Origin of the sequence: Leisingera sp. XS_AS12 (assembly GCF_041224635.1) — a bacterium.
In the GTDB taxonomy this organism is placed as follows: Bacteria; Pseudomonadota; Alphaproteobacteria; order Rhodobacterales; family Rhodobacteraceae; genus Leisingera.
In genome coordinates this window covers 1-12,459 of record NZ_JBGFGM010000109.1, presented here as the reverse complement: position 1 = coordinate 12,459, position 12,459 = coordinate 1, and the positions used below count along the sequence as shown (strand labels likewise).

Sequence of the window (12,459 nt, the reverse complement as noted above, 5' to 3'; positions counted from 1 at the left end):
CCGGTTTACAGACCGGTTTACAAAACCCTCCCCCGCAAAACACATGGCAGGGATCAACAAGCCCGCAACTCTGCACACGCTCCGCCATAGCTTCTCGACGCATCTGCTGGAGGCGGGCAAATGTCCGGATCATCCAGCTCTTGCTGGGCCACGCTAAGCTCAACACCATCACCCGCGACGCGCAAGTGGCCACCAAGACGATCCGCTCCACCGTCAGCCCGTACGAACGTCTGAAGGAGCTGCAGGACCGAGCTGCTCGGCGGGCATGGTGCCGCGTGCGGAAAATGCGGCCACCGGCACATCGCCTACAATTCGAGCCAGAACCGGCACTGCCCGAAGTGCCAGGGACCAGCCGTACGTGACTGGAGGGCCGCGCGGGCCAAGGACTTCCACGTGATTTTCACCCTGTCGGCCGAGATCGCGCAAATCGCTTGCTGGAACAAGAAGGCAGTCTATGGGCTGCTGTTGCGCGCTTCGGCGCTGACCCACCTTCCGCATGTACACAAGATCGTGCCCGGCGGCGGCCTGTCGCCAGACGGCAACCGCTGGATCGCCTGACCGCTCCGGGTTCTTCCTACCGGTGCGCGTCATCTCCCGGTTGCCCCGGCGGCTCTTCCCCAACAGAAACTAGAACGCGAGCAGGCTGCCGGTCTTGCGGTAGATCTGCGCAGCCTTGAACGCCGAGACGAGTGTGTTCCCTATCCACCCGGACCCTAGCCATTTGCAGATACCCAACCCCGAACAAGTCGCGCGTATAGTCGTTTCGATACATGAGGCCGGTCGTGAAAACTGCTCGGGAATAAAGTGGTGAAGTCGAGTAGTTCCGGGCAACAGACCCAATTCAAGATGGAGCCAGGTACGCCTTCAGAAACTTCGAATTGCACTGGGCGATTTGTCTTGCTCTGGCTGATGGAAACACGCTCGCGGACACAGTTTTGGCAGGCAATTTCGGTCACTCCAGATTGCAGCCGCGCAGCTTGCTGTAGATCGCGAGATAGAGTAGCGCCAGATTCCTTTTATTTTCCGCACGTTCTAGCCGGGTGAGGATGGCGCAGATTTGTTTCGGGAGCAACGGCGTTTCTTGCCGATCAGCCGTCCTTTGTTCCTGGGCTGATGCTTCGATTCGCCTATAAGATGATGCAGACCTGAGCATCCGCAACCGTGCTTGCGACCACAGCTGCCTTTTTTACTTGGTGGTCATGGCGATTTCCGGAGAACAACTTTGCTCGAGGACACGACGCGAGGATATACTTGGCCGTTTTGCGCCCTCACGCTGTGGTGCGAGCCGGTAGTGCGATATCCGCGAGTGTTGTTTGATTCAGGTCTTCCAAGAATGCTCTCTCAGCTTTACGCAACCGGGCTTTCAGACGGCAGCTGCCATCAATCGTGCAATCGCCTCCTTCGTCACCAAAACATTCGACCAGCGCCTGCCCTTGTTCAAGCAGCGCAACAATATCACCCAGGCGGATGTCTTCAGCTGGGATACGTAAATAGGCGCCGCCACCGGCCCCACGCCGGGTTTCGACAATTCCTGCCCGCGCCAGCCGTTGCATGATCTTCGTCAGGTGATTCCGGGAAAGGCGGAACTCTTCAGCCAGATCGGCCGTCGAGTACCCTTGCCCTGGCTGGCTCGCCATCCTCATCAGCATACGAAGGCCGTAGTCTGTGAAAGATGTAAGACGCATGCGGCTTTCCTTCGGTCTGAATAAGTATTTACCGTACTAATTACGGTGCGAAGGCTCAATGACAGAAGCAGGTCAGCCAGGCTGATATACTCACATCATTCGCAAGTGATGTGTGCTCATAGTTGGATGTGGCCGTTGACCAATTTTCGGGGCTTGCTGTGTTCGAATGCCAAAAGGTTGACCGCACTCAGCGGCGGACAGTGTTCGTTTGCCGACTCTGTTCCAACCTGATGGATTGGCCTCATCGTTCCCTCCACTACACGAAGTTACCTCTCGCCGCGGGACATGACCTCTGTTGGTTTAACGCTTCGCAAGCGCACGCGTCCCTTAAAATTTGCAAACAAGGATGAAACGCGGCTTAGCATATCTTCTGCACGTCAGGATTTCCCGACAATCCAGTACGAGGGGAACGGCCGTTGGGGTGTTACGCCAGAAGAAGAACACCATTGCGCCAAGCTGTCGACCGCATTGGCTTTGCTACCTGATAAGATGTTTTCATTCTGCCTGTTTTATGCGCAGGCTGCCGGCGTACGATTCATTTCTGAGCGATTAGAACGATGTGGCCAATGAAAAACCTCTTGCGCAACATGTCCCCGGCGCTGCCACCGGCTCAGATTCGAGAAACCCTGCGCGCCTCGGGCGGTGCCGTTGCTGGCCTATGCGCTTGCGCGATGTTTGCACTTGCCTGGCCGACGATCGCTGGCGTGCCAATCGCCCTTCTCGCCCCTTTGGGGGCTTCAGCAGTTCTGGTTTTTGCCGTTCCGAACTCACCTCTGGCTCAACCCTGGTCAGCCATCGGCGGCAATGCGGTTTCCGCCATGGCGGCGGTTGCGGTTTTGCAAACCGCACCGTTGGCCTGGGGGCCACCTCTCGCTGTCGCCGCCGCTATAACCGCTATGATGTTTGCGAGAGCATTACATCCCCCTGGAGGAGCTATAGCGCTGCTGGCCGCACTGGACCCGGCGCCAATTCTTGATGCGGGTTTCGCCTTCGCGCTTGCGCCGGTTAGTGTCTTGACAGCCGCCCTAGTAATGGCTGGTATCTTATACAACCGGATAACCGGCCGCAAATACCCGTTCCGCCAGTCCGTACAAGCACCCATACAGACTCAGGAGATCCGCCTGGGACTGAGCAATGATGAGCTGGAAGAATTGCTGCAGCGCTTCCGCCAAGCGACCAACATTGGTGTTGCGGACCTTGCACGCCTGTTGGCTGCTGCTGAAGAGGAAGCGGCACAGCATCGGTTTGAAGGTGTGACCTGCGGCAGCATTATGACGCAGAACTTGATTACCGTCCTCCCTGATACACCTGTGACGCAAGTTGCAAAAATGTTCCGCGACCATTCCATCAAGTGCCTCCCTGTTGTGGACGCCAAAGGGATATTCGTTGGCCTCATTCTGCAAAATGATCTGATAGATGCGCTGATGCGGGATGCCGGCCGCAAGTTCCACCCTGCACGCACAGCCAAATTGATGGCAAAGAATGTGATGCTCCCTCCAGTAGGCACGGTCCCTCATGACCTTCCAGTTGGGGCTCTCCTGAACCGGCTCGCCGCACAAGGGGTGCAAACCGTGCCTATAACCAATGAAGGCCGCCTAGTGGGCATTCTCACGCGCTCCGACATTATCGGCCTGCTTTTGCAAGGAGCTCAAAACCGTGTCGCTGCGTGAAGTTGAAGCCAAGTCGTCTATAGTAGAATAGGCAACCCTTTCCGAGCTTGATAACTTGAGAGCGAATTCCGCCGCTGATCATAGATTTTTGCTTCACTTCGTGGAAAGCCTATTCTCGTGAGGACCTCGGTTCAATTAGAGGAAAGAAATCAAAGTCCCTGAGCTGGCCCGTATTCCCTGCATACTTCAATGCCCGCAATTTGGCACAATAATCACCAGATATAGCATCAGCATTCGATAAGCCGTTCTCAATCGTAAATTTTTCAAGCATTGACAGGCAATTATTCAGGAATAAGGTCAGCTCGGCAGATGACGAAGCCTTGCTATTTCCGCGCTTCGCAGCGTTGTCAGGCTCCCCCTTTGCCAGAACAAAGACAACAGCAGCGGTTGCCACTGCGAGCGTCAATGTCCCGAACGGGGTCTCAATGACTTTACGAGCCAGTGTCCAAGTTTTCCGTAACCCTAGCATCGCGCCCTCCGCAAATCAAAAAATGGTGGCATCAGGGCTTCAAATGATCCTGCCGTTTTCTGGCGCTTGCGTGTCCACATTCTCACCGGGGAAACGAAAAGCATTTGCGCCCCAGACCGATGCCTAAGGGCTTCAGATTTTAGGCTCGGCAGCCAATAAATAGTAAACGTGCCCCTGAACCGAGTTAAAGAATGAGCGGAGCGCAATCCTTGCAGTAGGGAAACCTTTTTGGTTCCACACAGACTTAGTTTCAGTCTGTGCAATGTATGGCTGATAGCGCTAGTCAATGATACGATTTTCCGAACGACAGTATTTCCGCAACGGCGAGGTGTCCGCTGTTCCCAGGAGCAGGAAAATAAGAGCCAGAGCGCGAATTTCAGAAATGCGGATCTTCGCCAGATGCACATCTGTGCTACGAAGCTGCTCATGCTGCTGCGTGGTCAGAACGGATCCCGGCCTCGGTCAAAACAAGATCAAGGGTGATGTCATGGGGTTGGGGGTAAATGGTCGCTATTTGCGCAGAATCGAAACCGATACCGATTACAAAGGGCTTCGGAGAGAGTGAAGCCAGCGTCCGGTCGAAATATCCCCCGCCATACCCGAGGCGATAGCGCTCCGCGGTCCAGCCGACGAGGGGGGCAAGCGCAATATCGGGTGTGGCTACGGCTGAGTCCGGTGGTGGGACAGGAATGTTCCAATCGCCGCGTACCATACGCGTTTCAGGAGACCAGCGGCGGAACGTGAGCGGGGCCGCCCTGGTTTCGACCACCGGCAGGGAGACGGTCACACCTGCCTCGTGAAGCTCGGCCATTAACGGGCGCAGGTCGGGTTCGCCCTTTATCGGCCAGTAGGCGGAAAAGACCATTCCCTGCGCTCCGCCAAAGCGATCATTCAACACCTGTCGTAAATGCCCGGATAGCGTTTCACTGATTTCCTTATGTTCCACCACAGGAAGCGCTAGACGCGCATTTCGCAGGCGGATGCGTTCGGCCTTGCGCCAGCGGGCAACATCGCGCACCTGTTCGGGATCGACGGCGAAAGGATCAAAATAATCAGGTGTGATTTCGGCGGCATAGCATGGCGGTGAGGAAAAGCCGCTTTGGCAGCGAAAGCTCTTGAATCTGTTGTTCATTAAATCACCTCGAATTCTTTTCGAATTGTGGCTTCAGGATTTGCCGGGCCTGCGCAACCATCTTGGCCAGACGGGTGGAGGCCGGTGAGATATCGTTGATGACACCCGCACCCTGACCTGCATAGAGCGCCATCGCCTCAAGGTCGCCGGTCGTGGTCCGTAGAGGTGAATCCGTGCTGAACCGCAGGCGCGGCTGATTGCCGTCGAAGGCAATGGGCGTTCGCGGCAAATTGTCAGGATCGTGGCCCAGGTAATGACCGTCCAACCCGTCGGTTACGCTGTTGGCGATCACCCGCACCGCTGCGCCTTTCGGCCAATTCAGAACGAAGACATCTGTCAACACAGTGTCATCGTCCGTGGCCTCCAATATGCGGGTCTTGTGATACGGGTGGGCGAAGGATTCTTCGGTCGCCAGAAAGGCCGTTCCGCATTGAACGCCATCGGCTCCGATTGCCAGTGCGGCAGCGAGCCCCTGGCCCGTAGTGATCCCACCCGAGACGACGACTGGCAGTTCGGTCTGTTCAAGGATCTGCTGGGCCAATCCAAAGGCCGAGTGCCGCCCGTGAACATGGCCGCCCGCCTCGACGCCCTGCGCGATGATGACATCCGCCCCGGCATCTTCGGCGTTCCGCGCAGCCTTGACCGTGCCGACCTGGTGCAGGACAAGGCAACCCGCACGTTTGACGCGGCTCACCACGTCCGGCATCACATCCCAAAAGAAGCTGAAAGCCGAAACGCCAAGATTGAGGCAGCAGGCGATCTGGGCCTCGAGCAGCGCCGGGGCCGTCGCCGCCGGGATCAAATTAACAGCAAAGGGCCGATCGGTGGCTGCCCTCAGCGCGGTAACCTCAGCGGCAATCAGGGCAGGGTCTTCGCGCACCATGCCCAGAATCCCGTATCCGCCCGCGTTGGCCACAGTGGCGGCCAGTTCCCAACGGGAAACGCCCCCCATACCGGCCAGCAGCACGGGTTTGTCGCATCCCAGCAGGTCACAAAGTGGTGTGTGTAGCGGGTCTCCTCGCTGTTCCGTCATCTCTGGTCCTCCCGTCGCAGCCATCGGCGCAGGTAATCGCGCAAAACGATGGCGTTGTTTTCCGCCTCGTTCTTCGAAGCATAAAGCAGCGTAACAACGCCATCGTATGCATATCTGGCAAGGTTACGGACCAGATTTTCATGAACACCCAGTTCCACCTGATACCGCGTGCAGAACGTCTGCCACTGTTCGGGGTGGTCGTGGAACCAGAGACGCAACTCATTGCTTGGTGCGATCTCTTTGCACCAGAGTGACAGCCGGGCACGGTCCTTCGCCACACCGCGGGGCCAGACCCGGTCAACCAGTATCCGCTTGCCGTCCGACACACGTGCCGCGCGATAGACCCGTTTGATTCGGATCCGCGCGGCGAGGTCTTCGGGAACTGTCTGTCTTGTCGGCTGCATCAGTTGCTCCTCATTTCAGCAGCGGCCAATACCGCCTCTATTACCTTTTCAACTGAGGTGTCCTGGCGCCATGACGCCTGCCTGACATGGATGGTCTCCACCTTTTTTTGACAGTGTTGCCGTTCGGGTCATTGGGGGCAGTGGCTCACAGGTCAACCAGCTTCGAAGTAGCCATTGAGATCGGGGAGATCTTGCGGGGGAATTCGGTTTCGTCATGTCATTGTCCTTTGAGCAGAGCACGGTCGGACAGAGTGTTTCGGCTCACGTGGTTGCGGTCGATAATCAGGACGACTGAGGACCAGCAGGAGTTCACCGTCCAATGCGGATTTCAGTCCGAGATCCGAGGGGACAAATTTGGAGCAAACACTGCAACCGCGCGAACATTTTCGAACAAGCTTTGCACCAGCCTGTTAAGCAATTCCACGGTCACTTTCGCTTGGGTCGCGACTTCTGCGGTCAAGTTCGTACCGAGGAACATCGTTAACATTCGAAGCGGCTGTCATGGCAGCCACAAGGATTTGCACTCCGGAATCATGCTACACTTCATAAATAGGTATTTCAATTACCAATTTAAGAATTGTATGAAATCGCGCCCTACCACCTCTACCGATTTTGGCTATGAAACAATTTTTGAGACTTCGAGCACTGCTCCAGTAAGTGCGGGTTAGCTAGCTGGCATGCGGCCGTCGAATTTCTTAAACAACTCCGTTGCGCCTTCATCAAGGAGCTAGCATGAGCCAAGGTTTGTCTTGGCGAAGTGGGCGATCCAACAGTCTTTGAGCATAGTCTCTCCGCAGTTCTGAAATAGCGTTCACAAGGAAATGCGGGGCGGCCAGTGCCGCCCCGGTGGTGATGTTACTTGTTCAGGATTTTCGACAGCACCAGATAGGCGGCGCCAGCCACGATCAGGCCCACGAACCAGGCGTAGGTATAGATCGTCGCAAAGAAGCCCGAGGTGCCCGCGGTGATGCCGACACCGGCCAGGAAGCCCGGCAGGTTTGGCAGGATGCCCAGCACCAGCGCTAGAATGCCGGCCCAGTTGGTGCCGTTGCTACCGGAATAGATGCCGTTCAGCTTGAACAGCTCAGCCACCTCCAGCTTGGTCTTCCGCAGCAGGTAGTAGTCCGCCAGCATCACGCCCGCGATCGGCCCCAGGAGTGCGGAGAAGGCGATCAGCAGGCCGACGATGTGGTTGACCAGGATCCAGGGAAACATGGCCACGCCGATGCCCGCCGTGATGTAGCCGCCGCGCTTGAGGTTGATCTTGCTGGGCGCGAGGTTGGCAAAGCCGTGCGCCGGCGCCACCACGTTGGCCGCCAGGTTGGTGGTCAGCGTTGCCACGATCAGCGCAAACAGCGCGATCACCACCGACAGGCCGCCCATCTTCTCGGACAGCTGGATCGGATCCCAGATCGCCTCGCCAAAGATCACCACGGTGGCCGAGGTCACGGCGGAGGCGATGAAGGCAAACAGCGCCATCGGGATCGGCAGGCCGACCATCTGGCCCAGCAGCTGGTCCTTCTGTCTGCGGGCGTGGCGGGTGAAGTCGGGAATGTTCAGCGCCAGCGTCGCCCAATAGCCGATCATACCGGTGAGGCTGGGCCAGAACACGCTCCAGAACTGGCCTTCCTTGGGATGCCCCGGATCAAAGGCGCTGGGGGTGGAGAGCATCTCGCTGAAGCCGCCGGCGTTGACATAAGCCCAGCCCAGGAGCGCCAAGCCAATCGCCAGCAGGAAGGGCGCGGCGTAGGTTTCCAGCCAGCGGATCGATTCCGTGCCGTTCTTGATGAAGTAGAGATGCAGCCCCCAGAAGGCGAGGAAGCAGACGAATTCACCCGCGCTGATGCCGAGGATGGCGAGCGGCTCCCCCGCCAGCGCGCCGCCGGTGAGAGTGTTGAGGATCACGAAGATCGCCGAGCCGCCGACCCAGGTCTGGATGCCGAACCAGCCACAGGCGACCATGCCGCGGGCCACCGCCGGGATTTTGGCGCCTCTGTGGCCAAACGAAGCGCGCAGCAGCACCGGAAAGGGAATGCCGTATTTGGTGCCTGCATGACCAACCAGAACCATCGGGATCAGCACAATCGCGTTCGCGGCCAGGATGGTCAGCACCGCCTGATCCCAGCTCATCCCCGAGCCGATCAGGTAGGAGGCCAGCATATAGGTCGGAATGCAGACGACCATGCCGACCCAGAGCGCGGAAATGGCCAGCCAATCCCAAGTGCGCTGCTCGGTGGTGGTGGGCAGCTGGTCTTCGTTGTACAGCTCCTGGTCGATCCCAGCCAGATCAACATGCTGCGCCGATTGGGCGCCGGGGCCGGTATATCCGGTGATTACATAAGCCATTTCCAGTTTCCTCCCTGTCTTTGACTTGCTGCCGCCCCATCCTCTACAGGGCAGCGGATGAGAAAGCCTCCGGCTATTGCCGGGGAATTATTCAGACGTTGGTCGGCAGTTTTTTAGCCGAGCGCACGACCTGCCGCGGCGCGGTGGTCTTTCTCGACTTGGACAGCGCCTTGGCGTCATTGAAATTGATACCCATCTGCACGATCCCGCTGCCCTCAATGGCGACGGCAGAGGCGGAGCTGCTATCAGCAGCGGCGGCGGTTTCGCCCTAGATCTGGATTTTGGTATTTTTTTTCACTCCACGATTTCTGCCGTTTCCAGAACGGTGTGCAGCAGTACATCGGCTCCCGCCATAGCCCACCTAAGGGTGATTTCCTCTTCCTCATTGTGGCTGAGACCGTCGACGCAGGGGCACATCACCATGGCGGTCGGGGCTACCTTGTTGATCCAGCAGGCATCGTGGCCCGCGCCGGAGATGATGTTGCGGTGCGAATAGCCGAGCTTTTCTGCCGCGCGGCGCACGGCAGTGACGCAGCCCTCATTAAAGGTGACTGGGTCGAAATGGCCGACCTGCTCGATCTCGAGGCCCAGTTCCAGCTCCTCGGCGATTTTCGCTGCACCTTCGCGCAGGCGCTGTTCCATGTCCGCTTGCGTGTCGAAACTGGGCGAGCGGAAGTCGATGGTGAAGACCACCTTGCCCGGCACAATGTTGCGGCTGTTGGGGTAATAGTCGCAGTGCCCCACCGCGCCGACGGCGTCGGGCTGATGGCTCATCGCGATTTCATGCACCAGATCGGTGATCCGCGCGGCGCCCAGACCTGCGTTGCGGCGCATCGGCATCGGGGTAGAGCCGGTATGCGCCTCCCGCCCGGTCAGCGTGACCTGCAGCCAGTTCAGACCCTGGCCATGGGTGACGACGCCAATGTCCTTGCCCTCGGCTTCGAGGATCGGACCCTGCTCGATGTGCAGCTCGAACATGGCGTGCATCTTGCGGTTGCCTACGGGTTCGTCGCCGGCATAGCCGACGCGCGCCAGTTCTTCGCCGAATGTCTTGCCCTCTGCATCTTCGCGGGCGTAGGCCCACTCTTGGGTATGCACACCGGCAAAGACGCCGGAGGACAGCATTGCGGGCGCAAACCGCGTGCCTTCCTCGTTGCTCCAGTTCACCACGACGATGGGGCGGCGCAGGGTTAGCCTCAGATCGCGGATCGAGCGCACGACCTCCAGCCCAGCCAGCACGCCCAGCACGCCGTCGTATTTGCCGCCGGTGGGCTGGGTGTCCAGATGGCTGCCCATCATCACCGGATCCAGATCCGGCTCCGCGCCCTCATGGCGGGCAAACATGTTGCCCATGCTGTCGACGCTCACCGTCATCCCGGCCTCTTCGCACCAGCGCTTGAACAGGTCGCGGCCTCCCTTGTCTTCGTCGGTCAGCGTCTGGCGGTTGCAGCCGCCGCGCAGGCCGGGGCCCTTCAACGCCATCTCCATCAGCGTACCCCACAGGCGGCTGCCGTTGATGCGGGCATTGCTTTGCACGTCTTTCATGTCTTTATACCTGTTTAGCCTTGCCCCGCGCGCCTAAGATCGCAACGCAAGGGCAGGTCTTCAGTAAGCGTTGCCCTCGGCTCACGCGGGATCAGCTTGACGGTGGGAAATTCCAGGGGAGGAGTTCGTCGAGCCGGCTGGCAGGGTGACCTGCAGCGATGGCTTCGAGGGTGGCCTTGAGGTAGGCGAAGGGCTCGACGCCATTGATCTTTGCTGTGGCGATGAGCGAAGCGATGCGGCCCCAAGAGCGGCCGCCTTCATCATGGCCGGCGAAGAGGGCGTTCTTTCTCGTCAGGGCGATTGGGCGGATCAGGTTCTCGACAGCATTGGAGTCGATCTCGACGCGGCCGTCGTGGAGGAAAGTCTGCAGCCCGTCCCACTGCCGGTGGATGTAAGCCAGCTTCTCGCCGAGACGCGACTTTGAGGAGATCCGGCGGCGCTGGCTTTGCAGCCATTCTCCGAACTCGGCGACCAGCGGCGCGGTGCGGGTCTGCCGGGCCGACAGCCGCTGACCGGGACCCATGCCGCGGATCTCACCCTCGATGCGGTAGAGCTCCGCAATCCGGCGCAGCCCCTCGGCGGCGATCTCCGAGCCGTCGCGGTCGAATACTTCCTTCAGCTTCCTGCGGGCATGCGCCCAGCAATGCGCGACGGTGACTGGCGCGCCGCCTTTCCGTGAGGGGCGCGTCAGCCGGTTGTAGCCGGTATAGCCGTCCAACTGCAGGATGCCGTCGAAGCCCTGCAGGATCTGTTCCGCGTTCTGCCCGGCGCGGCCGGGAGCAAAGGTGAAGACCACGCCGGGCGGGTCATCGCCGCCCCATCCGCGGTCGTCCCGTGCCAGGGCCCAGAGATACCCGGTCTTTGTCCGGCCCCGGCCCGGGTCCAGAACCGGCGCCGTGGTCTCGTCCATGAACAGCTTGCCCGATCCTTTCAGGTGCTCGGCAAGCCGGTCGACTACGGGGCCGAGGTGGAAGGCGGCTGTCCCCACCCAATCGGCGAGCGTGCTGCGGTGAATGTCGATCCCGGAGCGGGCCAGGATCTGGCTCTGGCGGTATAACGGCAGGTGGTCCGAGAACTTGCTGACCAGCACATGCGCGATGGCGCCCTCGGTCGGCAGACCGCCCTCGATCAGGTGCGCGGGGGCTGGTGCCTGGGTGACGCCCTCGGCGCAGGCGCGGCAGGCATATTTGGGCCGGACAGTGACGATGACGCGGAGCTGCGCGGGAATAATATCCAGCCGCTCGGTGCGATCCTCGCCGATCCGGTGCATCTCACCGCACCCGCATGGGCAGTCCAGGCTGTCCGGCTCGATCACCCTCTCGATCCGCGGCAGGTCCTTGGGCAGATTGCCCCGGTTGCGGCGGGCTGCCTTGCGCGGCGCCGGACCGGTGGCCGCTTGCGCGTCCTGCTGCGTCTTGGCCTCGGCCACTGCTGTCTCGAGATCCTCGAAGGCCAGCTGCCGCTCGTCCTCGCTCAGCTTCTCCGACCGCTTGCCATGCACGGCCTGGTTCAGCTCGGCGACGAGATGCTCCAGGCGTTTGTTGACCTCCCGAAGCACATCCCGCTCGCGCAGCACTGCCAGAACAGCGTCACGCTGGTCTTCTGGAATGGCAGAGAGGTCGATGGGCGGGGCGCTGGACATGGCCGGACCATACCCTGATCGGCACCTCGATGGGCAGGCATTCTGCCCGACCGAGTCACTCTGCCACAGCCGGCCGGCGCGCCTCCAGGGACCGCACCCGCCGCCAGTCCAGCCCGGCAAAAAGCGCCTCGAACTGGGCCCGGTTCAACGTCATCGCCCCATCCCGGATGGCGGGCCAGGTGAATGTGCTTTCCTCGAGCCGCTTGTAAGCCATCACAAGTCCGCTGCCGTCCCAGAACAGGATCTTCATCCTGTCCGCCCGCTTGGCCCGGAATACGAAGACCGTGCCCGTGAACGGATCTTCCGCCAGCGCTGACTGCACGAGCGCCGCCAAACCGTCATGACCTTTGCGGAAATCCACCGGCTTCGTCGCCACCAGAATCCGCACGCCTTGCGAGGGCATCAGCATGGCGTGGCCCCGAGCGCATGCACAATCTCGGCGATCCGCGCTGCGGGCGTGCCTGGCGCCAGCTCGATCCTGACTTCGCCCGAGACGATCCGGATCACCTCATCGGATGCCGCAATGTCCGGCT

9 protein-coding genes and 2 pseudogenes are annotated in these 12,459 nt (G+C 59.9%); 3 read left to right on the top strand and 8 right to left on the bottom strand.

Annotated elements, in window-relative coordinates:
• Positions 1 to 34: 34 nt before the first annotated feature.
• Both AB9K35_RS16325 and AB9K35_RS16320 read left to right on the top strand, forming a co-directional pair.
• Positions 35 to 263: pseudogene (locus tag AB9K35_RS16325) on the top strand (tyrosine-type recombinase/integrase); the annotation flags it as partial.
• Positions 253 to 625 (top strand): annotated as a pseudogene (locus AB9K35_RS16320) (transposase zinc-binding domain-containing protein); the annotation flags it as partial. The pseudogenes AB9K35_RS16325 and AB9K35_RS16320, both read left to right, overlap by 11 nt.
• A gap of 643 nt (positions 626 to 1,268) precedes the next feature.
• Here the strand turns inward: AB9K35_RS16320 and AB9K35_RS16315 are convergent.
• Positions 1,269 to 1,685, bottom strand: coding sequence for an Rrf2 family transcriptional regulator (locus tag AB9K35_RS16315; RefSeq protein ID WP_369927684.1), 417 nt, complete (start codon positions 1,683 to 1,685; stop codon positions 1,269 to 1,271).
• A gap of 566 nt (positions 1,686 to 2,251) precedes the next feature.
• On the opposite strand from AB9K35_RS16315, the gene AB9K35_RS16310 reads away from it, so the two are divergent.
• Positions 2,252 to 3,355: an HPP family protein gene (locus AB9K35_RS16310; RefSeq protein ID WP_369927681.1), complete on the top strand. Its 1,104-nt coding sequence runs from the start codon at positions 2,252 to 2,254 to the stop codon at positions 3,353 to 3,355.
• A gap of 893 nt (positions 3,356 to 4,248) precedes the next feature.
• On the opposite strand, the gene AB9K35_RS16305 is transcribed toward AB9K35_RS16310, so the two are convergent.
• The 7 genes from AB9K35_RS16305 to tnpB form a co-directional block, all read right to left on the bottom strand.
• The gene (locus AB9K35_RS16305; protein ID WP_369927679.1) at positions 4,249 to 4,956 is read right to left on the bottom strand and encodes a 5-formyltetrahydrofolate cyclo-ligase; all 708 of its coding nucleotides are present in this window, start codon (positions 4,954 to 4,956) and stop codon (positions 4,249 to 4,251) included.
• Positions 4,957 to 4,960: 4 nt separating this feature from the next.
• Complete coding sequence (locus AB9K35_RS16300) at positions 4,961 to 5,989, bottom strand: NAD(P)H-dependent flavin oxidoreductase (RefSeq protein WP_369927677.1); 1,029 nt, start codon at positions 5,987 to 5,989, stop codon at positions 4,961 to 4,963.
• Positions 5,986 to 6,393, bottom strand: a complete 408-nt coding sequence (locus AB9K35_RS16295) for a DUF488 domain-containing protein (RefSeq protein WP_369927675.1) — start codon at positions 6,391 to 6,393, stop codon at positions 5,986 to 5,988. Before AB9K35_RS16295 ends, AB9K35_RS16300 begins: the two co-directional genes overlap by 4 nt.
• Before the next feature lie 855 nt (positions 6,394 to 7,248).
• Entirely contained in the window at positions 7,249 to 8,739 is a 1,491-nt protein-coding gene (locus tag AB9K35_RS16290) for an NCS1 family nucleobase:cation symporter-1 (protein ID WP_369927673.1), read from the bottom strand.
• Positions 8,740 to 9,033: 294 nt separating this feature from the next.
• Positions 9,034 to 10,284 carry a Zn-dependent hydrolase gene (locus AB9K35_RS16285; RefSeq protein WP_369927671.1) on the bottom strand — a complete coding sequence of 417 codons (1,251 nt, stop codon included), beginning with the start codon at positions 10,282 to 10,284 and terminating at the stop codon, positions 9,034 to 9,036.
• A 91-nt stretch (positions 10,285 to 10,375) separates the two neighbouring features.
• Positions 10,376 to 11,926 carry an IS66 family transposase gene (locus AB9K35_RS16280; protein WP_369927670.1) on the bottom strand — a complete coding sequence of 517 codons (1,551 nt, stop codon included), beginning with the start codon at positions 11,924 to 11,926 and terminating at the stop codon, positions 10,376 to 10,378.
• 55 nt (positions 11,927 to 11,981) lie between these two features.
• Positions 11,982 to 12,335, bottom strand: a complete 354-nt coding sequence (gene tnpB / locus AB9K35_RS16275; protein WP_174145498.1) for an IS66 family insertion sequence element accessory protein TnpB — start codon at positions 12,333 to 12,335, stop codon at positions 11,982 to 11,984.
• Positions 12,336 to 12,459 lie beyond the last annotated feature (124 nt).

What these genes read in the sequence shown, in the direction of transcription:
- AB9K35_RS16295 (WP_369927675.1), bottom strand. Translation starts at nt 6,393, where the DNA reads ATGCAGCCGACAAGACAGACAGTTCCCGAAGACCTCGCCGCGCGGATC.
- AB9K35_RS16300 (WP_369927677.1), bottom strand. Translation starts at nt 5,989, where the DNA reads ATGACGGAACAGCGAGGAGACCCGCTACACACACCACTTTGTGACCTG.
- AB9K35_RS16315 (WP_369927684.1), bottom strand. Translation starts at nt 1,685, where the DNA reads ATGCGTCTTACATCTTTCACAGACTACGGCCTTCGTATGCTGATGAGG.
- tnpB (WP_174145498.1), bottom strand. Translation starts at nt 12,335, where the DNA reads ATGCTGATGCCCTCGCAAGGCGTGCGGATTCTGGTGGCGACGAAGCCG.
- AB9K35_RS16285 (WP_369927671.1), bottom strand. Translation starts at nt 10,284, where the DNA reads ATGAAAGACGTGCAAAGCAATGCCCGCATCAACGGCAGCCGCCTGTGG.
- AB9K35_RS16280 (WP_369927670.1), bottom strand. Translation starts at nt 11,926, where the DNA reads ATGTCCAGCGCCCCGCCCATCGACCTCTCTGCCATTCCAGAAGACCAG.
- AB9K35_RS16305 (WP_369927679.1), bottom strand. Translation starts at nt 4,956, where the DNA reads ATGAACAACAGATTCAAGAGCTTTCGCTGCCAAAGCGGCTTTTCCTCA.
- AB9K35_RS16310 (WP_369927681.1), top strand. Translation starts at nt 2,252, where the DNA reads ATGAAAAACCTCTTGCGCAACATGTCCCCGGCGCTGCCACCGGCTCAG.
- AB9K35_RS16290 (WP_369927673.1), bottom strand. Translation starts at nt 8,739, where the DNA reads ATGGCTTATGTAATCACCGGATATACCGGCCCCGGCGCCCAATCGGCG.